Consider the following 21,135-nt stretch of genomic DNA (forward strand, 5'->3'; position numbering starts at 1 on the left):
GGGGGGCGCCGCCCGCCCCCGTGCCGCGCACCCCCCCCGCGGAGGTGGGGGGGGCGCCGCGAGCCCCGTCCTCCGGGCCCGCGGCGCTCACCGCGTCCAGGGCAGCCCGAGCTCGCTGAACGTGGCGCGCTCGCGCAGCGCAGCCGCCACCGCCTCCTCCACCCCGGTCAGCCGGCGGCCCTCGTCGCCGCCGGGCAGTTCCAGCCGCTCGAAGAACCCCTCGGCCACCGGCCTCGGTGCCGGACCGGTGACGACCGCCTCCAGCACGCGCGTGAAGCCGCCCGAGTCGGCCAGCGACGAGAGCAGCGGCGTCCCGTGCGCCCGGGCCGCCAGCAGGTCCGTCAGCAGGTGGGTGCGCTCGTGCCGGGTCACCAGCGGCGGGTGGCCCGGCACCTCCTCCACCACCGTGTCCAGCGCGTAGTACAGGGTGATCCGGCCGGCGGTGCCCTCCACCACCACGAAGGGCTCACCGCGCTCGGCGGCGCACAGCGTCACCGCCACGACCAGGTCCCGCCCGTCCGCCAGGTGGACGCGGGCCGCGGAGGTGTCGTCGGCCTCGATGTCGTGGACGTGGAACAGGTCGGTCTCCACGGCCGTGACGTCCTCGGCCCGCTGGGCGCCGGCCACGGCCAGCGCGGTGGCCACCGCGTGCGCCAGCGGGTTGGTCAGGGCCCCGTCGGCGACGACGCGCCCGTCGAGGTGGCGGTGTCCCGCCCACCGGGCGCGCTGGTAGTAGGCGCGGGTGCGGACCCAGCAGCCGGCCGCCGAGTAGCCGGTGACCTCGCCGACGCGGCCGTCGGCGACGCGGCGCCGCACGTGCTCCACGGCGGCCGAGCCCAGGCTCTGGAAACCCACCTGGCACAGCCGCCCCGTGGCCTGCACGGTGGCGCTCAGCTCGGTGAACTCCGCCGCGGTCGCGGTGGGGGGTTTCTCCAGCAGCACGTCCGCGCCGGCGCGCACCGCGGCCGTGGCCAGCGCGGCGTGCGTGTGGATGGGGGTGCTCAGCACGACCACGTCCGGGGCGCTCTCGTGCAGCAGCCCGTCCAGGTCGGGGTGCCGGCGCGTCCCGGCCGGCAGTTCCGGCAGGTCGTCCAGGCGCGGGTCCGCGACGGCGGCCAGCCGCAGCCGCCCCGCCGCGTGCGCGTCCAGGGCGTGCTGCAGGTGGCTGCGGCCGTGGCCGTTGACGCCGACCACGGCGACCCGCGGCGGGGTCGTGCCGCTCACGCGTCCACCCCGGTGGCCAGCAGGCCGAGCGCGGCGGCGCGCACGGTCCCCGGGGCGGGGGCGGGCCCGTCGGCGACCAGGACGCTCAGCCGGATGCGCAGGGGCTCGTCGGGGGAGACCTCGCGCCGTGCGTCGAACGCCAGGGCGGGGCCGAAACCCGTGTACTCCTCGGTGCGCACGAACCACGGCAGCACCTCGCCGTGCTGCACGGCCAGCAACCACGCGCCGGGCGTGCTCACCGCCAGCCACGGCGAGCGCGACCCGTGGGCGAGCGCGGTCCCGGCGCCGTCGGCGACGAGGGCTTCCGCACCCTGGAACGGGGCCCGCCAGAACCACCCGCCGTAGAAGGCGCCGGGGCGCCCGTTCGTGGCGGGGCTGCCGACGGTGAGCGGGTGCCGGGCGTGCAGCACGGAGGTCCAGTCCAGGCGCCAGCCCCCGGGGGCGGCGGCCGCCCGCAGCCGGCGCTCCTCGCGGAACTGCTCGCCCCCGGCGCGGTCGCGCCAGGAGACGACCTGCCGCGCGGTGCCGGCGCCGTCGCCGTCCTGCTCGACGACGTGCTGCGCGCCGTGGTTCTCCAGCAGCGTGGAGCCCTTCCCGCGCACGTACGTGCGCCCGCCCCAGTGGCTGGTGCCGTCCACGTCGGGCACGGCGATCCCCACGCCCCGGTGGTGGCGGTGGTCGGCGGGGGCGGTGCCGGTCACCGCGGTGCCGCCGAGGGTGCGCACCGGGTGCAGGTGGGGGCGGGGGGAGTCCACCGCCGGCACGGTGGAGCCGTCGTCGAGCACGGCCACCACAGTCCCGGCCGCCGTGAGCGCCGGCTGCGGGCGCAGGGCCGGTGCGGCGGGCGCCGTCGCGGGGACGGGTGCGGGAGCGGGTGCGGGGGGGCTGTCGGTGCTCACGGCGTGACCTCCAGGGAGAAGGGGCCGACGACGGCGGCCGGGCCGTCCGGGCCGCCGAGGGGGGCGGTGGCGAACAGGCCGAGCTCCGCGCCGATCCACTGCCCGGGGGTGGCGGTGAACTCCGGGCCGGTGGCGGCCCAGTCCTCCTCGCCCGTGCGGACGTGGACCCGCACGCGGGCGTCGGCGGTGACGTCCAGGCGCAGGTGCGCGGTGCCGCCGGCGGGCAGCTCCCGCTCGGCCAGGACGGTCTCGTCGTGCTCGCCGTCGGCGCGGCGCGCGACGACCAGGCAGGTGCCGTCCTCGCCGGAGCGGAGCCCCGCCCACAGGTAGTCGCGGCCCAGGACGGTGATCCCGGCGCGCCCGGTGCCGGTGCCCTCCAGGCGCAGCGAGGTCGTCGCGGTGCACCGCACGCCCGGCAGGGGCTGGCCCAGGACCTGCGGCAGCAGGCGCAGGTTCCCGGTGTCGTTCGGCACCGCGCCCAGGCGGAGCTCGCCGCCGCCGGCGCTCGCCCAGCCGGGGCGGGGGTTGGCCTGCCAGCGCCACTGCGGCCCGTACCCGGTGGTGAAACCGTCCGAGCCGGGCAGGACCGGCGAGCGCTGCGCCACCCCGTGCGGGGAGCGGGGTCCGCGCACCGGCGTCCCGCACGTCTGCCCGTCGGCGGCCTCGCCGATGACGGGCCAGCCGTCCTCGCCCCAGCGCACCGGCTGCAGGTGGACCACCCGCCCGGCGGCGCCGCGGTCCTGGAAGTGCAGGAACCAGTCCTGGCCGTCGGGGGTGTCCACCCACGCGCCCTGGTGGGGGCCGTTGACGTCGGTGCCGCCCTGGTGCAGGACGGTGCGCTCCTCGTAGGGGCCCAGGACCGAGCGGGAGCGGAACACCGACTGCCAGCCGGTGGCGACGCCGCCGGCGGGGGCGAAGATCCAGTACCAGCCGTCGCGGCGGTGGAGCTTCGGGCCCTCCAGGGTGGTGAACCCGGGCAGGTCGTCGCCGTCGACGACCGTGCGACCCGGACCGGTGGCCGTGGTCAGCCCGGTGTCGACGGGCACGACGGTCAGGCGGTTCTTCACGCCGCTGCGGCTCTTGGCCCAGCCGTGCACGAGCCAGGTGCGCCCGTCCTCGTCCCACAGCGGGCAGGGGTCGATGAGCCCGAGCCCGCGCAGCAGGGTCCGCGGCGCGCTCCACGGCCCGGCCGGGTCGCTGGCGCTGACCACGAGGATCCCCTGGTCGGGGTCGGGGTAGACGATGTGGAAGGTGCCCTCGTGGTGCCGGATCGCCGGTGCCCACACGCCGCCGCCGTGCCGGGGCAGCTCGTGGTGCTCGCGGGGGGTGAGTTCCGGCAGGGCGTGGGTGAGGATCCGCCAGTTCACCAGGTCGCGCGAGTGCAGGACCGGCAGGCCGGGGACGCGGTTGAAGCTGGAGCAGACCAGGTAGTAGTCCTCGCCGACCCGGATCGCGTCCGGGTCCGGCCAGTCCGCGTCGAGCACGGGGTTGCGGAACCGGGTGACGTCGTCGTCGGGTGGCATGGCCGGAGACTACCGGAAACCGGTTACCCGCGGGAGTTCCCCGCAGGTCCGCGCTGTGGGTACGGTGCCGGGGGACGGGTTTCCCGCCGGGCAGCGGCGGTCACGAGGACGAGGGGGTCCGCGGTGCGGTTCGACACCACGACGGGGCGGGACGCCGGTGCGCCCGGGGCCGCCCCCGCGGGGCGCCTGGGCGCCTTCGACGGGCTCGTCGAGCTGCTGGAGGGTTCCTGGCCCCTGTTCGGCGCCGACGAGCCCACCGGCGAGGAGGTCTGCCGGCGGCTGCGCGCCGCGGTCGGGCTGCCCGCCGACGTCCCCGAGCCGGACGTGCGGGTGGAGGGCACCTGGACGCGCGACGGCCTGGCGGGCACCGAGCTGAGCTGGGACGCCGGTTTCGGCCCCCGCGTGGCCGGGCGCCTGCTGCGACCCGCCGGCGAGCGCGGGCCCCTGCCCGGCGCCCTCGCCCTGCACTGCCACGGCGGCCTGAAGCGCTTCGGCCTGGACAAGCTCGCCGACGGCGCGGACGGGCGCCCGGTGCACCCGCGGCTGCGGGCCGTGCGCGAGGAGCTGTACGACGGGCGCGCGCTCGCCGAGGACCTGGCCCGCGCGGGGCGGGCGGTGCTGGTGCACGACGGCTTCGGCTGGGGCAGCCGGCGGTTGCCGGTGGAGGCGATGCCCGAGCGCGCCGAGCGCCCCGCGCGGCTGGAGCTGGCCGCCCGCCGCGCCGCCGGGGAGGACGTCGACGACGAGGCCGTCGCCTACGACGTCCACGCCGGCCCCGCCGAGGACGCCGTGGCCAAGGCGCTGGGGGTGCTGGGCACCTCCTGGGCCGGGCTGCTGGCCCGCGAGGACGTCCTGGCGGCCCGGGTGCTCGCCGGGCACCCGGGCACCGCGCCCGGCGGCGTGGCGCTGCTGGGCCTGTCCGGCGGCGGGGCGCGCGCGGCGGTGGCGGCGGCGCTGGGTGCCCCGGCCGCCGCGGTCGTCGTCGTCTGCATGACCACCGCGCTGCGCGAGGCGCTCCCGCAGCACCTGCACCGGCACACCTGGGCGCTGATGACGCCGGGGCTGGGGCGGGTGGGGGACTGGCCGGACGTGGTGGCCGCCCGGGCCCCGGTGCCGCTGCTGGTGCAGTCCGGACTGCGCGACCCGCTGTTCCCCGAGGCGGGGGTGCGCCGCGCGGTGGAGCGCATCGCCGCCCGCTACGCCGCCGCCGGTGCACCGGGAGCGTTCACCGGTTCCCTGCACGAGACCGGGCACCGCTTCGACGCGGCCATGCAGCGCGAGGCGTTCGCGTGGCTGGACCGCGTGCACCCCGCAGCCGGCTGAACCGGACCGCCCGGCGGTTCGACCCGGCCCGCCGGCTCAGCCGGCCAGCACCGCCCAGCCGTGCGGCGCCAGCAGCACCCGCTCCCCACCCGCCGCACCGCGCACCTGCCCGGCACCGGCCAGGACCGCGCCCGCCCCCGGCGCGGGCACCTCCCCGCCGGTGCCGGAGACGTCCAGCGCCACCAGCAGGCGGCCGGTGCCGTGGGCGGCGCGCGAGGCGTACACCAGGCGCTCGTTCTCCACGTGCAGCACCTCGGTGCGCGCGTCGTGCAGCCAGCGGTGCCGGCGGCGCAGGCCGATGAGCTCCTGGTGCAGGTGGAAGGTGGGCAGCCCCAGCGGGGACAGGTCCGCCGGGGTGGGCGGCAGCGGCGGGCGCACCGCGTCGTCGCCGCCGGCGCGCTCCTCCTTCACGCCGCGGAAGGCGTGCTCGTCGCCGGCGTAGACCGCGGGGGTGCCGCCCACCGTCATCAGGACCGCCAGCGCGTGCGCCAGGTGGCGCTCGTCGTGCAGGCGGCTGGCGATGCGGGTCACGTCGTGGTTGCCGACGAACGTGAACGGCGCGAACGTCTCCAGGAATCCGTCGTGGCGGCCCAGCGTCCACGCCAGCTCGTGCAGGTTCGCCTCGTTCAGCGCGCTCCAGACGGCCTTCCACAGCTCGTACTGGGTGACGGAGTCCATGCCGGAGGCCGCGACGGTGCCCGCGTAGTCGCCGTGGATGACCTCGCCGACGACGTAGGCGCCGGGGAAGCGCTCGCGCACCCGCTCCAGGACCGGGGCCCAGCGCTGCGGCGGCACGGCGTAGGCGGCGTCCAGGCGCCAGCCGTCCGCGCCGCGGGCCAGCCAGTGCGTCATGACGTCCACGACGAGGTCGGCGACCCCGGGGTCCGCGTGCTCCAGGGCGACGAGGTCGCCGTGGCCCTCGAAGTCGTCGTGGACGGGCACCGCCCCGGGGCCGTCGCCGTCGGGCCAGCGCAGCCGGAACCACCCGGCGGTGGGGGCCGCGGCGCCCTCGCGCAGGACGCGCTGGAAGGCGGGGTGCTCGCGGCCGACGTGGTTGAACACGCCGTCCAGCAGCAGGCGCAGGCCGCGCTCGCGGCAGGCGGCGACGAGGCGGTCGAAGTCCTCCTCCGTGCCCAGGCGCGGGTCGATCCGGAAGTGGTCGACGGTGTCGTACCCGTGCGTGCTGGAGGCGAAGACGGGCCCGAGGAGCAGGCCGTTGGCACCGAGGTCGCGCACGTGGTCCAGCCACGGCAGCAGCCGCAGCAACCGCGGGCCGTCCGCCGGGCCGGCGTCGGGGAAGGCCCCGGTCGCCCCCAGCGGGTAGACGTGCCACCAGATCGCGTCCCGCACCCACTCGGGCACCCGTGCTCCTCCCGCCGGACCGGCCACCATGCTCCCAGCGGCGCACCCGCGCCGCTCGACGGCCCCGGAGCGCGGGCGCCCCGGGGCCGTCGGGGGCGGGGCGTTCAGCGCTGCGCGCCCAGCCGGTCCGGCTGCACGGACGGCCCGTCGGCGGGGCCGCCCGCCGGGGGCGCCACGGGGCCGGCGTGCCGGCCGCGCGGGGTGGCCGCGTCCTCGCCCAGGGCCGCCTCGACGGAGGCCTCGTCCAGGCCGAGGTCGCGCAACCGCTCCACCGCCGCGTCCAGCGCCGCCTCCCGGCGGGCGGTCTCGCCGGCCAGGTCCTCCACGGCGCGCTGCGCGGCCTTGGCCTCCTGCACCGCGCTGCGCACGCGCTCGGCCAGCTCACCGGCCGCGGGCGCGTCGGAGGGCTCGTGGGCGGGCGCGCCGCTGGGCGCGCCCGTCAGCTGCCCGGGGTGGTCGCGCACCTGCGCGGGGTGCACCGCGCCGGCGGCGGCCTGCACCGGGGCGGCGGGGGCGTCGGCGGCACCGGCCGCCGGCCCCCGCCCGCCCGGCGCGCGCCCGCCGCCGCGCAGCGGCAGCGCGGGCAGGAACAGGACCGTCACGAACCCGGCCACCATGACGAGGGCCGCCACCAGGTAGATCAGGCTCGTGGAGTCGGTGAAGCCGACCCGGAACGGGTGGGCGACCGCGTCCGGCAGCGTGCCCAGCACCGAGGTGTCGTCCTGCGCCTCGGCCAGGACGCCCTGCAGGCCCTGCTGGTCCAGGCCCGCCTGCTGCAGGCCGCTGGTGAACGCCGGGTCGCCGGCCGCGGAGCGGTACGCGGAGGAGACGTTCCCGCCGAGGCTGGAGAACAGGATGGACAGGAACACGGCGGTGCCCAGGGTGCCGCCCATCTGGCGGAAGAACGTCACCGAGGAGGTGGCCACGCCGATCTCGCGCGGGGCGGCGGCGTTCTGCACGGCCAGGATGATCGGCTGCATGTTGCCGCCCAGGCCCCAGCCCATGATCAGCATGACGATCATCGTCTGCCACACCGGGGTGTCCGCGTTGACGCGGCTGAAGAGGAACAGCGCCACGACCATCAGGCCGGTGCCGACGACCGGCAGCGGCTTGTAGCGGCCGGTGCGCGCGATGAACTGCCCGGCGAACGCGCTGGCGGACATGATGCCCAGCACCAGCGGCAGCATCTGCAGGCCGCCGACGGTCGGGGAGGAGCCCTTGACCACCTGCAGGTACTGCGGCAGGACGGCCATCGCGCCGAACATGCCCATGCCGAGGATCAGGCTGGCCAGGCTGCCGACGACGAAGGTGCGCCCGCTGAACATGCGCAGCGGCAGCAGCGCCTCCTCGCCGTAGGCGCGCTCGACGAGGACGAACGACACCAGGCCGACGGCGCCCAGGGCGTAGCAGGCCAGCGCCCAGCCCGAGCCCCAGCCCCAGCTGCGGCCCTGCTCGGCGACGATGAGCAGCGGCACCAGGCACAGCACCAGCGTCAGCGCGCCGGGCCAGTCGATGCGGTGGTGCGTGGTGCGCTTGGGCAGCTTGAGGTTGCGCACGACGACGAGCATCGCGAGCGCTCCCAGCGGCACGTTGATCCAGAAGATCCAGCGCCAGCCGGCCAGGCCGAGGATGGACTCCTGGCCGGAGAAGAACCCGCCCGCCACGGGGCCCAGGACGCTGGAGGTGCCGAACACGGCCATGAACCAGGCCTGGTACTTGGCCCGCTCCCGCGCCGGGACGACGTCGGCGATGATCGTCAGCGCGAGCGACATCAGACCGCCGGCGCCCAGGCCCTGCAGGGCGCGCCAGGCGGCCAGCTCGTACATCGAGCCGGAGATCCCGCACAGCGCGGAGCCCACCACGAAGATCGCGATCGCGGCGATGAAGAACGGCCGGCGGCCGTACATGTCGGAGAGCTTGCCGTACAGCGGCGTGGAGATCGTCGAGGTGATGAGGAACGCCGTGGTCGCCCACGCCTGCAGGGAGAACCCGTCCAGGTCGTCGGCGATGGTGCGGATCGCCGTGGCGACGATCGTCTGGTCCAGCGCGCCCAGGAACATGCCCAGCAGCAGGCCGGACAGGATCGCCATGATCTGCCGGTGGCTGAGCTGGGGGCCGTCGGCGGGGGGGTGGGCGGGGCCGGCCGGCTGGGCGCCGGCCGTCGTGCTGCTCATGCGGTCTCCTGGTCGGTGCGCGAGGGGGTGTGGGCGGGGGTGCGCGGGCGCGGGGCGGGCGCCTCGCCGCGCACCCGCTCCAGGCCGTCGGTGAAGCGGGCCAGCAGGGCGACGAAGGTGCCGAGGTCGTCGTCGTCCCAGTCGTCCACGGCGCGCGCCAGCCGCTCCCGGCGCCGCCGCAGCGTGCTGGCGACGACGTCCCGCCCGGCGGGGGTGACCTCCACCCGGCAGGCGCGCCCGTCCTCGGGGTCGGGCAGGCGCTGCAGGAGCCCGCGGCGGACCAGCTCGGCGGTCTGCCGGCTGACCGTGGAGGGGTCGGTGCCGATCCGCTCGGCCAGCGCGCCCACGCGCTGGGCGCCGTGGTCGGCGACGACGAGCAGCACGGTGTGCACGGCGCCGTCGGCCCCGGTGTCGGCGCGGGCGATCTGGGCCTTGAGGGCGTGCAGGGCCCGCAGGGTGCGGGTGACCTCGTCCGACAGGGCGGGCAGCAGGGCGCTGCCGCTCGTCCCCGGAGGGCCGCCGGGCGTCGCCCCGGTGTCGTGGTGCGTGGTGCTCAGGGGTCCTCCCTCGAAGGCGCTGCGCGCCGCTCGCCGTGGTGCGCGACGGGCGGGTCCGTGGTGGGCTGGTGCGGCGGTGGGTGGTGCCGGGTGGTTCCCGGACGCGTGCCCGGTGCGTCGCGCGGTGGCGGTGGCCGCCGTGGTGTAACGGGCCGGGGCTCCGGCGCGAACTACACCTCGGGGTCGCGGCCCGGCGGGGATCGATGACTGCTGCACGCAACCACTGAGGACGAACTTACCAGCCGCGGGCACGCACGGGGGAGCGCAGGATGCCGGACAGGGCAGACGGGTGGGCCGTGCGGCCAGTGCGAGCCGCGGGGCGCCGCCGCGCCGAGCCGTTCGAGCGGGCGCGAGCTCCCTTCCCCGGCGACCTCGAGCGCCGGGAGACCCGCTCCGCGCCGCCGCCGGAGCAGCCCTGCGAGATCACCCTGGCCCCGGAACCGGCCTCCTCGCGAGCCGCCCGCCACGTGGTGGCCGACTGGTGCATCCAGCAGGGCCTCGTGGGCGACGTCGTCGACACCCTCCTGCTCCTGACGGCCGAGGTCGTCACCAACGCCGTCATCCACGGCCGCAGCGACGTCGTCCTGCGCGTGGGCCGCCACGGCTCGCGCGTCCGCGTCGGCGTCGGCGACGAGAACACCCGCCTGCCCCTGCGCCGCGAGTCCGACCCCGACGCCCTCGACGGGCGCGGCATGGCCCTGCTCGAGGCGCTCGCCGACTCCCACGGCGTCGAGGTGCAGCCCCTCGGCAAGGTCGTCTGGTTCGAGGTGGCCACCCACCTGGCCCCCGTGCGCACCGCGCGCGCCTGCTGAGCCCGGACCGCCCACGACCGGCGGCGCCCCGGCCGCGACCTACCCTGGAGGGCGTGGCTGAGACCCGCCGACCCGCCCGCCCGACGCGCCCCGCGGCCCGCCCCGGCGGTTCCCCGGCGGTCGCCGGCACCCCCGGGGCGAGCGGGACGGTGCTCACCACCCTCGCCTGCCTCGCCGCCGCCTGCGCCGCGCTGCTGCTGGCGCTGTCCACCGGCGGCGGGCTGACCCCCTCCGTGCTGGGCGACCCCGGCGCCCTCGTGCGCTACGGGCTGCCGCTGGCCCGCACCGTCCACGACCTGTCGGCGTCCCTGGCCGTGGGCGGCTTCGTCGTGGCCGCGCTCGTGCTGCCGCACCCGTCGGCCGCCTGGTCGCGCGTCGTGCGCGCCGCGGGCGTGGGCGCCGTGGCCTGGACCGTCTCGGCGCTGGCCGTGCTCGTGCTGACCGCCATGGACGTCATCGGCGCGGCCCCCGGCGCCGCCGGCTTCGGCGCCCAGTTCGCCCAGTTCGCCCAGGAGATCGACCTGGGGCGCGCGCTGCTCGTCACGACCGTCCTGGCCGCCGTCGTCGCCACCGTCGGGGCGGCGGCGACCCGCCCGGGCGGGGCCGCCTGGGGGGCGGTGCTGTCCGTCGTCGCCCTGGTGCCCCTGTCGCTGTCCGGGCACGCCTCCGGCTCCGCCTCCCACCAGACGGCCGTCAGCTCGCTGGGCCTGCACCTGGTGGGCGTCACCGTGTGGGTCGGCGGCCTGGCCGCGGTGCTGATCGCCCTGCCGCTGACCGGCCGGCGCGCCGCGGCGGGGGAACGGGCCGTGGACCTGCCCGCCGTGGCGGCCCGCTACTCGGCGCTCGCGCTGTGGTGCTTCGCGGGCGTGGCCCTGTCCGGCGTCGTCAACGCCGCGGTGCGCCTGGGCGGCTGGTCCGGCCTGGGCACCGCCTACGGCGCCCTCGTCGTCGCCAAGACCGCGGCCCTGGTGCTGCTCGGCGCGCTGGGGGCCTGGCACCGCCGCCGCACCCTGCCGCTGCTGGCCACCTCCCCGCGCACCTTCTGGCGCGTGGCGGCCGGCGAGCTCGTCCTGATGGCCGCCGCCACCGGGCTGGGCGTGGCCCTCGGCCGCACCCCCACCCCCGTGCCCGAGGACGTCCCCGGCACCGACCCCGTCAGCGAGCTGCTGGGGGAGACCGCCCCCCCGCCGCTGACGGCGGCCCGCTGGTTCACCGAGACCTCCCCGGACCTGCTGTGGCTGCTGATCGGGACCGGCCTGCTCGTCGGCTACCTCCTGGGCGTGCGCGTGCTGCGCCGCCGCGGCGACCGCTGGTCCGCCGGGCGCACCGCCTGGTGGGTGCTGGGCTGCCTGGCCCTGCTGTTCGTCACCAGCGGCGGGCCGGCCGCCTACGGCCGCCTGTCCTTCAGCGCCCACATGCTCCAGCACATGCTGCTGACGATGGCGGTGCCGCCGCTGCTCGTCCTGGGCGCCCCGGTGACGCTGGCGATGCGCGTGCTGCCCGCGCGCCGCGACGGCTCCCGCGGCGCGCGCGAGTGGCTGATGGAGGTCGTGCACTCGCGGTACCTGGCCCTGGTGGGGCACCCGCTGGTGGCGGCCGCGCTCTTCGCCGGCTCGCTGATCGTCTTCTACTACTCGCCGCTGTTCGAGCTGGCGCTGCGCACCCACGTCGGGCACGAGCTGATGATGGTGCACTTCCTGGGCACCGGGTACCTGTTCTCGTCGGTGCTCATCGGGGTCGACCCCGGCCCGCACCGCCCGGCGCACCCGCTGCGGCTCATCCTGCTGCTGGCGACGATGGGCTTCCACGCCTTCTTCGGCGTGGCCCTCATGCAGGGCACCCAGCTGCTGGCGGCCGACTGGTTCAGCCAGGTCGCCCCGGGCGCGGACCTGCTGGCCGACCAGCGCAAGGGCGGGGACATCGCCTGGGGCATCGGCGAGGTCCCCACCCTCGTGCTCGTGCTGGGCGTGGCGGTGGCGTGGTCGCGCTCGGACACCCGGGAGAACCGCCGCCGCGACCGCGCGGCCGAGCGCGACGGCGGCCGCGAGCTGGCGCAGTACAACGCCATGCTGGCCCGCCTGGCCGACCACGACCGCGCACCGGAGCAGTCGCGCGAGGACTAGGGCGCCGGGGGCTCAGGCCAGCTGCACGTCCAGCACCGAGGCGTCCACGGTCTTGGTGAACGGGCACAGCCCCAGCGCCTGCTCCAGCACCGCGGAGGCGTCGGTGCCCGCGTCGGGCAGCGTCACGCGCAGCGCGTAGCGGGCGGTGTAGCCGGGGTCGCCCTTGGCCAGGGTCACGCGGGTCTCGACCTGCGCGCCCTCGGTGCTGCCGCCGGTGGTCGAGGTGGCGATGCGCAGGGACTCCATCAGGCAGCTGCCGAGCGCGGCGGCCATCAGCTGCTCGGGGTTGGTGCCGTTGCCGGTGCCGTCCAGGCTGGTCGGCTCGCTGACGTCCAGGGCGAGGGCGCCGTCGTCGGAGCGGGCCGAGCCCGGCGACGAGGTGACGACGGCCGTGTACAGGTCGTTGGTCATGCCCCCGACGCTAGGGCGCCGCGCGCCGGCCCGCTCGGTGATCACCCCCTGCCCCGCCGCACCCCGCCCTGCCGCACCCCGCCGCGCCGTGCCCGGCCGGTGACCGCGATGATGGGCGGGCAGCACCGCGAGGACCCCGCAGCCTGGAAGGACCAGCGACGCTCATGGACAACGCCGCCGTGCCCGACTTCACGGTCGAGACCCTCGGCCCCTGCACCGTCGACTCCCCGCTGGCGCCCCGGTTGCAGGCCCGCCGCACGACCCACCACTACATCGACGAGACCGACCACGTCCTGTTCGACGACACCCTGTCCAAGGTGGCGCGGCGGGTGGAGGACCAGCACGACCTGGGCGCCCTGACCGACCTGCCGAGCCTGGAGCCCACCGGCCCGCGCAAGAAGATCTTCTTCGACCCCTCCAAGACCCGCGTGGGCATCGTGACCTGCGGCGGGCTGTGCCCGGGCATCAACAACGTCATCCGCGGGCTCGTCTCGGAGCTGACGAACCACTACGGCGTGCGCCGCATCTACGGGTTCAAGAACGGCTACCAGGGCTTCGTGCCGCGCTACGGGCACGACGTCGTGGACCTGACCCCGGACACCGTCGAGGGCATCGACGCCGAGGGCGGCACTATCCTGGGCAGCTCGCGCGGGCAGCAGGACACCGCGGAGGTCGTGGACTGCCTGGAGCGCATGGGCATCGGGGTGCTGTTCGTCATCGGCGGCGACGGCACCCTGCGCGGGGCGCAGAAGATCTGCGCGGAGGTCGCCGAGCGGGGGCTGAAGATCGCGGTGGTCGGCATCCCCAAGACCATCGACAACGACATCCCCTTCATCGACCAGAGCTTCGGGTTCCAGAGCGCGTTCAGCGAGGCCACGCGCTCGATCCGCTCCGCGAAGGTGGAGGCCCGCACGGCGCCCAACGGCGTCAGCATCGTCAAGCTCATGGGGCGGCACTCGGGTTTCATCGCCTGCTACGCGGCACTGGCGCAGAACGACGCCGACTTCGTGCTGATCCCCGAGGTGCCGTTCGTGCTGGACGGGTCCGGGGGGTTCCTGGAGCTGCTGCGGGCGAAGGTCGCCAGCCAGGGGCACGCCCTGGTGGTGGCGGCCGAGGGCGCGGGGCAGGAGCTGTTCGACGACGACGACCAGCGCGACGCCTCGGGGAACAAGAAGCTGCAGGACGTGGGCCGGCTGCTGCGCCAGGCCGTCGCGGACGACTTCGCCGCGAACGGCCTGGAGCTGAACCTGCGCTACATCGACCCCAGCTACGTCATCCGGTCCGTCCCGGCGAACCCGTACGACAGCGTGTACTGCATCCGCCTGGCGCACGCCGCCGCGCACGCGGCGATGGCCGGGCGCACGAACATGGTGGTGGGCCGCTGGCGCCGCCGGTTCGTGCACATCCCGATCCGGCTGGCCGTCTCGGCGCGCAACCAGGTCGACCCGCACGGCGACCTGTGGTGGTCGGTGCTGGAGGCGACGGGGCAGCCGTGGTCGTTCGGCGGTGCGCCGGCGGAGCGGGTCACGGTGTTCGGCGGGCAGTGAGGCTCTGCGGACAGTGACGTTCCCCTGACCTTCGGTCATGTGTCACCGGGAGGTCACAGAGTTCGCACAGGGTGGGGTGTGCCCCCGGACGCGCACGGAGCGCCGGGTGTCGACGAGAGCCGACGAAAGGCCACCCCACCGCCATGAGCACCCTCTCCCCCCTGCCCGGGACCCAGTCCCGCCGGCGCCGCACCCTGGCCGCCGCCGCGGTCGCGCTGGTCGGCGCGAGCGCCCTCACCGCCTCGCTGGAGACCTCCGCCGCCGCGCCTGTCGCCCCCGCGACCGCCGAACCCGAGCGCTACGTCGGTTCCGTCGAGGTCGTCCGCGAGGTCGGCTCCTCGCCCCAGACCCTGCGCAGCGACGCGAACACCCTGCGCGGCACCGTGTTCGAGGACTCCGACCGCGACGGCCGCAGCGACGGCGAGGAGGGCGTCGCCGGCGTCGCCGTCTCCAACGGCCGCGACGTCGTCCGCACCGACGAGCAGGGCCGCTACGAACTGCCCGTGTTCGACGGCATGACCGCGTTCGTCACCCAGCCGTCCGGCTGGCGGGTCCCCGTCGACGCGAACGGCGTCGCGCAGTTCCACTACCACCACCTGCCCGCCGGTTCCCCCGAGCTGCGCTTCGGCGGCCTGGCGCCCACCGGGCCGCTGCCGTCGGCGGTGAACTTCCCGATCGTGCGCGGCGACGAGCAGGCGCAGGACGCGCAGGCGCGGTGCGCGATCCTCGCCGACGTCCAGACCTACAGCGGCCGTGAGCTCGGTTTCGCCCGCGACGGCCTCGTGGCCGACCTCGTCGGCCTGCAGCGCGACGAGCAGGAGCAGAGCGAGGAGCAGCGCCTGGTCGAGTGCGGAGCGCTCATGCTCGGCGACGTCGCCGGCGACGACCTGGGGCTGTACCCGCGCATCAAGGAGGTGCTGGGCGCCTCGGGCCTGCCGCTGCGGTTCGTGCCCGGCAACCACGACATCGACTTCGACTCCACCGACCCCGAGCACTCCTTCGACACCTTCAAGCGCGAACTCGGCCCCACCACGTACTCCTACGACGTGGCCGACGTCCACTACGTCGTCATGAACAACGTGAAGTACCCCTGCGGGCCGGAGGACGACGCGGACGGCACCCGCCCGCACTGCGCGGACCCCGAGGGCTCGCCCTCCTACTCCGGCGTGCTCGGCCAGGAGCAGCTGGACTGGCTGCAGGCCGACCTGGCGACGGTCCCGGAGGACAAGCTCGTCGTCGTCGCCACCCACATCCCGATGGTGTCCTTCGCCGACGCCACCTCCACGAAGCACCAGACCGCCGACGTGCTGAAGATGTACGAGCTGCTCGAGGGCCGCCCCGCCCTGTCGGTGTCCGGGCACACCCACTCCACCGAGCGCATGCTCACCGGCGACAGCTACGCCGGGTGGGAAGAGGCCGTCGGCGTCACGGAACTGCCGTTCCCGCACGTCGTCGCCGGCGCCCCCAGCGGCGACTGGTACTCCGGCGACCTCGGCGTCGAGGGCCGCCCCATGGCGCTGCAGCGCGACGGCGCCCGCCCCGGGTTCCTGACGCTCGACGTCGACGACAGCGAGTTCACCGACACCTTCCACGTCATCGGCGAGGACGCGCAGGAGCAGATGGCGCTGTCGCTGAACTCCCCGCGCTGGCGCGACTGGTTCACGCAGCTCGTCACCTTCGCCGAGGCCCGCGAGGCCGGCCGGTGGGACGCGGTGCCGCCGGTGAACGTCAACGACCTGGGCGACCCGGGCCTGGTGACCCCCGGCGACCTGTCGCAGGACACGTTCCTGACCGCGAACGTCTGGTACGGCTCCAGCGACACCGAGGTGTCCGTCTCCATCGACGGCGGCGACCCGCAGCCGGCGACCCGCACCCAGCAGGCCGAGGGCGAGGCGCCGAACACCGGCGCCCGCTTCGCCGACCCGGCCGCCGCCACCCGCCAGCTGCAGGTGGCCCGCTTCGGCTTCGAGAGCACCTCGGGCAACGAGTACGCCCAGGGCTTCGAGCTGTACGGCGGCAGCGAGTACGGCCCCGGGCCGGCGCAGCCGGGGAACAACCTCGCCGACCGCGCCACGCACATCTGGCAGTACCGGCTGCCCGCCGGGCTGACCGAGGGCGTGCACACCGCCGAGGTGACCGCCACCGACGTCGCGGGCCGGCAGTACACCGACACCCACACCTTCGAGGTCCGCGCGGAACTGCCGCGCCAGGACTTCCGCACGGAGGTCTTCGAGGACTCCGAGGGCTGAGCCCCCCGCACGCACGGCGCCCCGCACCCCGCCAGGGGGTGCTGGGCGCCCGCGCGTCCTCCCCCTCGCGGAAACCAGTGTTTCCGCCCCGGGAAGGGCGTCCCTCAGGGCGGAAACACTGGTTTCCGCGGGGAGGGGGTGGGGTCAGGAGACGGGGTTGAGGCGCGCGATGACGCCCTTGGCGGTCTGCCCGAAGCGGTAGGACTGCGTCAGGTAGGCGTTGCAGAAGATGTTGCCGCCCGCGAACAGGGGCACCACGAACTGCGCCACGCGCTGGCGGCCCTGCCACTTCGCCAGGTCCGCCGGGGTGTTCGCGGTGGGCAGCGTGGCGTCCTTCACGCTCACCGGCTCACCGCGCTGCTCGGCGGCGTCCGAGGCCTGGGCGATCTTGCGGCCGGCGTACGCCGCGTACGCGGTGGCCACCGCCCCGCCGAGGACGAGACCGACCTTCAGGGCGCCGACGCCGCCGTAGCCCTTCTGCGCCGCCACGCGGTGGCCGCTGGCGGCGGTCAGCGCGGAGCCGGTGACCAGGACGGTCGCGATGCCGCCCCACTGCGCCAGCTGGAAGCGGCGCCACGCGGAGGCGGCGACCTCGATGCGGTCGGAGCCGGCGGCCAGGTCGCTGCCGGACTTGTTGACGCCGGCGACGCCCATCACGGACCCGCCGAACCACAGGGCCGAGGCGAGGTCGTGCACGGCCTGGGTGACGTAGCGGTTGTCGCTGGTGCTCACGGGTACCTCCAGGGGGAGACGGTGGTGTCGTTGCCCTTCCCCTGCCCCGCGGCGCGCCGTTCACACGTGGATCCGGGGCGCGGGGGGTGCGGAGGTGCGTGGTGAAGGTGGCGGCCAGCGGGACGTACGACGCCGGTGAGGGCAGCCGGCTGCCCGCGGGGGAGGTGCACGCCTGGGAACCCGGTCAGAACCAGACCGCCTGCGGGGTGCCGCTGCGCCGGGCGGGGCTGGGGCGCTTCCCGCACGTGGACTTCTCCGACACCGACCCGGTCACCGGCGGCAGCGCCGACGCGGTGCGCTGGGTGTGCCCGAAGTGCGTGGCGGCCACCACCCCGCGCCGGCAGCGCACCGGGCGCCGGTGGGAGCGTACCGACCCCCGGCCCTGAGCGGCGTGCCGGGCGGACCCGCGCCCCCGACCGCGGTCCGCGCGGCCCGGGGGAGTGGGGGAGACTGACCGGGGTGGGTGCAGCCGCGCCCGGGGACGAGGAGGCCGGGTGTCGGAGCGCGTCGAGGTCCCCACCGGGGAGCAGGGCGGGGCCCGCAACGTGGCCAGCGCCCCCAGCCCGCTGCCGCCGCCGCCGGACGCCGGGCGCGTCGCCGACGGCGACGCGCGGCGCGAGCTGCTGGAGCTTGCCATCGAGGCCGCCGGCGTCGGCACCTTCGACTGGGACCTCGTCGACGGCACCCTGTCGTGGGACGAGCGGCTGGTGGAGCTGTTCGGCTACGGGCCGGCCGCCCTCGTCAGCACCATCGAGGCGTTCGACGAGCGCCTGCACCCGGAGGACCTGCCGCGCGTCAGCGCCGACCTCGAAGCGGCGATCGCCGCCTGCGGCAGGTTCGCGGCGGAGTACCGGATCGTGCTGCCGGGCGGGGACGTGCGCTGGATCGGTGCCCGCGGCCGCGCGCTGGGCGACGAGCGCGGCGTCGCGGTGCGGGTGCTGGGGGCGGCGTGGGACGTCAGCGCCCACCGCGAGGCCGAGGCGCGGGTGACGCGGGTGCTGGAGTCGATGTCCACGGCGTTCTTCTCGCTGGACACCTCCTGGCGGTTCACGTACGTCAACGCCGAGGCCGAGCGGGTGCTGGGCCGCGAGCGCCACGAGCTCCTCGGCGGGGTGGTGTGGGACCTGTTCCCCGCCGCCCCCGGCAGCGACTTCGAGGTGAACTACCGCCGTGCGATGGAGCGCGGCGAGACGGTGACGTTCGACGCCCACTACCCCGCGCCCCTGGACACCTGGTACGAGGTGCGCGCCTGGCGCACCGGCGAGGGCCTGGCGGTGTACTTCCTCGACGTCACGGAGCAGCGCCGCGCCCAGCAGCAGTCCGCGCGGGCGGCGCGGCGCACGGAACTGCTGGGGCGCATCACCGCCGAGCTGACCGGCACGCTGGACAACGACGAGGCGGCCCGCCGGCTGGCGCGGCTGGTGGTGCCCGCGCTGGCGGACTGGGCGATCGTCACCCTCGTCGACGACACCCACCAGGCGGGCACCCGCCGCGGCCTGCGCGACGCCGCCGCCTGCCACCGCGACCCCGCGCTGCAGCCGGTGCTCGAGGAGTACGCGCACGCCCGCCTGCGCCTGCTCACCGACGACACGGTCGTGGTGCGGGCGATGACCACCGGCCGGCCGCAGTCCCTGCACAGCGGTGCCACGGCCGCCGTGCAGGCGATGCTGCCGCCCGGCCCGGTGCGCGAGCAGCTGGCGCTGCTGGCCCCGGAGTCGGTGGTGGTGCTGCCGCTGACCGGGCGCGAGGGCCCGGTGGGGATGCTCTCGCTGGCCAACCGCGCCGAGCGCGGCGACTTCAGCGCCGACGACCTCGTCACCGTCGAGCACGTCGGCGCCCGGGCCGGCATCGTGCTGGACAACGCGCGCCTGTACCGCCAGCAGCGCGAGCTGGCCGAGGGCCTGCAGCGGTCCCTGCTGACGGCGCTGCCCGAACCGGACCACCTGCAGGTCGTGGCCCGGTACCAGCCGGCGGCGCAGGCGGCGCAGGTCGGCGGTGACTGGTACGACGCGTTCCTGCAGCCCGACGGCGCCACGGTGCTCGTCATCGGTGACGTGGTGGGCCACGACACGCAGGCCGCCGCCGCGATGAGCCAGGTGCGCACCCTGGTGCGCGGGATCGCCGCGGCCGGCGGGGGAGCGCCCGCCGAGGTGCTGCGCACCGTCGACCGGGTCGTGCACACGCTGCGGGTGGACACCACCGCCACCGCCGTCGTGGCGCGCCTGGAGCACGACGGGACGCTGCCGGCGGGCACCACGCGGGTGCGCTGGTCCAGCGCCGGTCACCCGCCGCCGATGGTCCTCACGCCCGGTGGGCGCGTGCGGGTGCTGAGCGGCGAGCACGCCGACCTGCTGCTCGGCGTCCTGCCGGACGCCCCCCGCGAGGAGTTCTCCGAGGTGCTGGAGCTCGGCAGCACCGTCCTGCTGTACACGGACGGTCTCGTGGAGCGGCGCGGGCAGTCCCTCGACGCGGGCCTGGAGCTGCTGCGCCGCACCCTGGCGGAACTGGCCGCGCAGGGGGGCGACCTGGACGCGCTGTGCGACGGGCTGCTGGCCCGGATGCTGCCGGAGCAGCAGGAGGACGACGTGGCGGTCATCGCGGTGCACCTGCACCCGCAGGACCGGCCCGGTCACCCCCCTCGCCCCACCCCCACCCCCACCCTTCGGTGATCATGCACAGTCGAATGCTCGACCGTGCATGATCACCGGGAGGTGGGGGCGGGTCAGGGGGCCGTCGCCGCGAGGCTGCTGCCGCGCAGGTCGGCGACGGCGGCGGTGAGCACCCGCGCCACGTCCGCGTCGCCGTCCACGTCGGGGTCGTTCACCGTGACGCCCACGACGAGGTCGCCGACGCGGGCGGCGCCCGCGGTGACGGGGGTGCCGTTCGACTCCCAGCGCGCCGCCCACGTCTCGTCGGCGCCGGGGACGTCCACGGTGGTGCGGGTGAGGTCCTCGCTGAAGCCGCAGGTGGGGGAGTCGTTCGCGACGAGGTGGGCGAAGGCCTCCGGCCCGGTGCCGGGCGCCCAGCCGGTGACGACCACCTCCACGGACGTCTGGTCCAGCCGGTTGGAGTCCTCCTGCGCCCAGCCCCACTGCCGCCCGGCGATCTGCGGCGGGTCGAGGGGCGTCTCACCGCAGCGTTGCCCGGCGACGGTGGGGTTCTTCGCGTACTGCCCCAGGTCCAGCAGCAGCACCTGCCCGGCGGGCAGGGCGGCGACGAGCCCGGGCAGGTCCGGGACGGCGTAGGCGACGGCGCCCGGGTCGGCGGGCGCGGTCGTCGGCAGCGGGGTCGAGGGCACGGCGGGCGTGGTCACGGCGGGCGTGGTCACGGCGGGGGTGGACGCGGCAGGGGTGGGCGCGGCGAGCGTGGGCGGAGCCCCCGTGGAGCGCTGGGTGGGGCTCGCGGTGGGGCTCGCCGCCGGCCTGGTGCGCACCGCGCCGTCCGGCAGCACCTGCACGGTCAGCGGGACGGCGGCCAGCGCCGCCAGGGTCGCCACCGCCCAGGTCGCGCGGCGGCGGCGGTGCCGGATGCGGATGCGGGTGCGGGTGCCGGTGGTCAGGGCGCTCTCGTCCACCGCGCCGGTGCGCACGTCCTGCTCCAGGGCGGTGCGCAGCAGGTCCTCGAGGTCGCGCTCGTCACGCACGGTCGTCCCCCTCCTCGGCGATGAGCCGGCGCAGCGTCGCCAGGCCGCGGTGGGCGTTGCTGCGCACGGTGACGGTGGAGCAGTCCAGGAGCTCGGCGATCTCCTCGTCCGGCATCCCCTCGTACAGGCGCAGCACGAGGGTGACGCGCTGGCGGTCCGGCAGCCGCCGCAGCAGCGCCAGGCAGCGCTGGCGCTCGGCGTGCCCGCCGGAGGCGTCGGGGACGGCGAGCTCGGGCAGGTCGGCCGGGTCGCTGGCCTGCTCGCGCCGCCAGGGCCTGCGGCGCAGCGAGGTGACGGCGTTGACGACCATCCGGTTCAGGTACGCGGAGGGGTCGTCCACGGCCTCGATGCGCGACCACTTCAGCACGCACGTGGCCAGGACGTCCTGCACGACGTCCTCGGCCTGGTGCGGGTCGCGCAGCAGGGCGCGCGCCAGGCGCACCAGCTGCGGTCCCTTCCACGCCACGAGGGACTCCAGGTCCCACACCCCCGGCCCCCGGCCGTCGGTGGGGTCCCCTCCCTCCCCACCGCGACCGGCGCGGTCCCTCAGCCGCGG

The 21,135-nt window shown here is 76.4% G+C and carries 17 protein-coding genes; 7 read left to right on the forward strand and 10 right to left on the reverse strand.

All coding sequences use genetic code 11. The features are described 5' to 3' along the window. Positions 1-87: 87 nt before the first annotated feature. The 3 genes from ACRYR9_RS11670 to ACRYR9_RS11680 are packed head-to-tail and all read right to left on the reverse strand — an operon-like array spanning position 88 to position 3,646. Entirely contained in the window at positions 88-1,224 is a 1,137-nt protein-coding gene (locus ACRYR9_RS11670; RefSeq protein ID WP_432498101.1) for a Gfo/Idh/MocA family protein, read from the reverse strand. Beyond that, complete coding sequence (locus tag ACRYR9_RS11675; protein WP_432498099.1) at positions 1,221-2,123, reverse strand: DUF6807 domain-containing protein; 903 nt, start codon at positions 2,121-2,123, stop codon at positions 1,221-1,223. Before ACRYR9_RS11675 ends, ACRYR9_RS11670 begins: the two co-directional genes overlap by 4 nt. After that, on the reverse strand, positions 2,120-3,646 hold the full coding sequence (locus tag ACRYR9_RS11680) for a glycoside hydrolase family 43 protein (RefSeq protein WP_432498097.1): 1,527 nt from the start codon (positions 3,644-3,646) through the stop codon (positions 2,120-2,122). The genes ACRYR9_RS11675 and ACRYR9_RS11680 overlap by 4 nt, the downstream gene beginning before the upstream one ends. A gap of 123 nt (positions 3,647-3,769) precedes the next feature. Between ACRYR9_RS11680 and ACRYR9_RS11685 the strand changes: the two genes are divergently transcribed. Continuing rightward, positions 3,770-4,969 carry an acetylesterase gene (locus ACRYR9_RS11685; RefSeq protein ID WP_432498094.1) on the forward strand — a complete coding sequence of 400 codons (1,200 nt, stop codon included), beginning with the start codon at positions 3,770-3,772 and terminating at the stop codon, positions 4,967-4,969. 36 nt (positions 4,970-5,005) lie between these two features. Here ACRYR9_RS11685 and ACRYR9_RS11690 read toward each other — a convergent pair whose 3' ends face one another. From ACRYR9_RS11690 to ACRYR9_RS11700, 3 genes are all read right to left on the reverse strand, one after another. Then, positions 5,006-6,331 carry an alpha-amylase family protein gene (locus tag ACRYR9_RS11690; RefSeq protein WP_432498092.1) on the reverse strand — a complete coding sequence of 442 codons (1,326 nt, stop codon included), beginning with the start codon at positions 6,329-6,331 and terminating at the stop codon, positions 5,006-5,008. Between the two features lie 104 nt (positions 6,332-6,435). Further along, on the reverse strand, positions 6,436-8,505 hold the full coding sequence (locus ACRYR9_RS11695; protein ID WP_432498089.1) for an MDR family MFS transporter: 2,070 nt from the start codon (positions 8,503-8,505) through the stop codon (positions 6,436-6,438). Then, positions 8,502-9,278 carry a MarR family winged helix-turn-helix transcriptional regulator gene (locus ACRYR9_RS11700; protein WP_432498086.1) on the reverse strand — a complete coding sequence of 259 codons (777 nt, stop codon included), beginning with the start codon at positions 9,276-9,278 and terminating at the stop codon, positions 8,502-8,504. Before ACRYR9_RS11700 ends, ACRYR9_RS11695 begins: the two co-directional genes overlap by 4 nt. Before the next feature lie 80 nt (positions 9,279-9,358). Here ACRYR9_RS11700 and ACRYR9_RS11705 point away from each other — a divergent pair, with 80 nt between their 5' ends. Together ACRYR9_RS11705 and ACRYR9_RS11710 are read left to right on the forward strand one after the other, a co-directional pair. Continuing rightward, the gene (locus ACRYR9_RS11705; protein WP_432498083.1) at positions 9,359-9,874 is read left to right on the forward strand and encodes an ATP-binding protein; all 516 of its coding nucleotides are present in this window, start codon (positions 9,359-9,361) and stop codon (positions 9,872-9,874) included. A gap of 53 nt (positions 9,875-9,927) precedes the next feature. Then, positions 9,928-11,997, forward strand: a complete 2,070-nt coding sequence (locus ACRYR9_RS11710; protein WP_432498081.1) for a cytochrome c oxidase assembly protein — start codon at positions 9,928-9,930, stop codon at positions 11,995-11,997. 12 nt (positions 11,998-12,009) lie between these two features. Here ACRYR9_RS11710 and ACRYR9_RS11715 read toward each other — a convergent pair whose 3' ends face one another. Then, complete coding sequence (locus ACRYR9_RS11715; protein WP_432498078.1) at positions 12,010-12,408, reverse strand: OsmC family protein; 399 nt, start codon at positions 12,406-12,408, stop codon at positions 12,010-12,012. 164 nt (positions 12,409-12,572) lie between these two features. Between ACRYR9_RS11715 and ACRYR9_RS11720 the strand changes: the two genes are divergently transcribed. Together ACRYR9_RS11720 and ACRYR9_RS11725 are read left to right on the forward strand one after the other, a co-directional pair. Then, complete coding sequence (locus tag ACRYR9_RS11720) at positions 12,573-13,955, forward strand: ATP-dependent 6-phosphofructokinase (RefSeq protein WP_432498076.1); 1,383 nt, start codon at positions 12,573-12,575, stop codon at positions 13,953-13,955. Between the two features lie 143 nt (positions 13,956-14,098). Further along, positions 14,099-16,204 (forward strand): calcineurin-like phosphoesterase C-terminal domain-containing protein, encoded by a 2,106-nt coding sequence (locus tag ACRYR9_RS11725; RefSeq protein WP_432498074.1) that lies wholly within the window; start codon positions 14,099-14,101, stop codon positions 16,202-16,204. Positions 16,205-16,348: 144 nt separating this feature from the next. Here the strand turns inward: ACRYR9_RS11725 and ACRYR9_RS11730 are convergent, their stop codons facing one another. Continuing rightward, positions 16,349-16,936, reverse strand: a complete 588-nt coding sequence (locus ACRYR9_RS11730; RefSeq protein ID WP_432497439.1) for a hypothetical protein — start codon at positions 16,934-16,936, stop codon at positions 16,349-16,351. A 98-nt stretch (positions 16,937-17,034) separates the two neighbouring features. On the opposite strand from ACRYR9_RS11730, the gene ACRYR9_RS11735 reads away from it, so the two are divergent. Both ACRYR9_RS11735 and ACRYR9_RS11740 read left to right on the forward strand, forming a co-directional pair. Further along, entirely contained in the window at positions 17,035-17,322 is a 288-nt protein-coding gene (locus tag ACRYR9_RS11735) for a hypothetical protein (RefSeq protein ID WP_432497441.1), read from the forward strand. Between the two features lie 108 nt (positions 17,323-17,430). After that, entirely contained in the window at positions 17,431-19,605 is a 2,175-nt protein-coding gene (locus ACRYR9_RS11740; protein ID WP_432497443.1) for a SpoIIE family protein phosphatase, read from the forward strand. A 53-nt stretch (positions 19,606-19,658) separates the two neighbouring features. Here the strand turns inward: ACRYR9_RS11740 and ACRYR9_RS11745 are convergent, their stop codons facing one another. Both ACRYR9_RS11745 and ACRYR9_RS11750 read right to left on the reverse strand, forming a co-directional pair. Beyond that, positions 19,659-20,579, reverse strand: coding sequence for a hypothetical protein (locus ACRYR9_RS11745; RefSeq protein WP_432497445.1), 921 nt, complete (start codon positions 20,577-20,579; stop codon positions 19,659-19,661). Continuing rightward, positions 20,572-21,045: a SigE family RNA polymerase sigma factor gene (locus ACRYR9_RS11750; protein ID WP_432497448.1), complete on the reverse strand. Its 474-nt coding sequence runs from the start codon at positions 21,043-21,045 to the stop codon at positions 20,572-20,574. The genes ACRYR9_RS11745 and ACRYR9_RS11750 overlap by 8 nt, the downstream gene beginning before the upstream one ends. Positions 21,046-21,135 lie beyond the last annotated feature (90 nt).

Origin of the sequence: Kineococcus auxinigenes (assembly GCF_050871525.1) — a bacterium.
Classification (GTDB): Bacteria; Actinomycetota; Actinomycetes; order Actinomycetales; family Kineococcaceae; genus Kineococcus.

What these genes read in the sequence shown, in the direction of transcription:
- ACRYR9_RS11680 (WP_432498097.1), bottom strand. Translation starts at nt 3,646, where the DNA reads ATGCCACCCGACGACGACGTCACCCGGTTCCGCAACCCCGTGCTCGAC.
- ACRYR9_RS11725 (WP_432498074.1), top strand. Translation starts at nt 14,099, where the DNA reads ATGAGCACCCTCTCCCCCCTGCCCGGGACCCAGTCCCGCCGGCGCCGC.
- ACRYR9_RS11720 (WP_432498076.1), top strand. Translation starts at nt 12,573, where the DNA reads ATGGACAACGCCGCCGTGCCCGACTTCACGGTCGAGACCCTCGGCCCC.
- ACRYR9_RS11715 (WP_432498078.1), bottom strand. Translation starts at nt 12,408, where the DNA reads ATGACCAACGACCTGTACACGGCCGTCGTCACCTCGTCGCCGGGCTCG.
- ACRYR9_RS11695 (WP_432498089.1), bottom strand. Translation starts at nt 8,505, where the DNA reads ATGAGCAGCACGACGGCCGGCGCCCAGCCGGCCGGCCCCGCCCACCCC.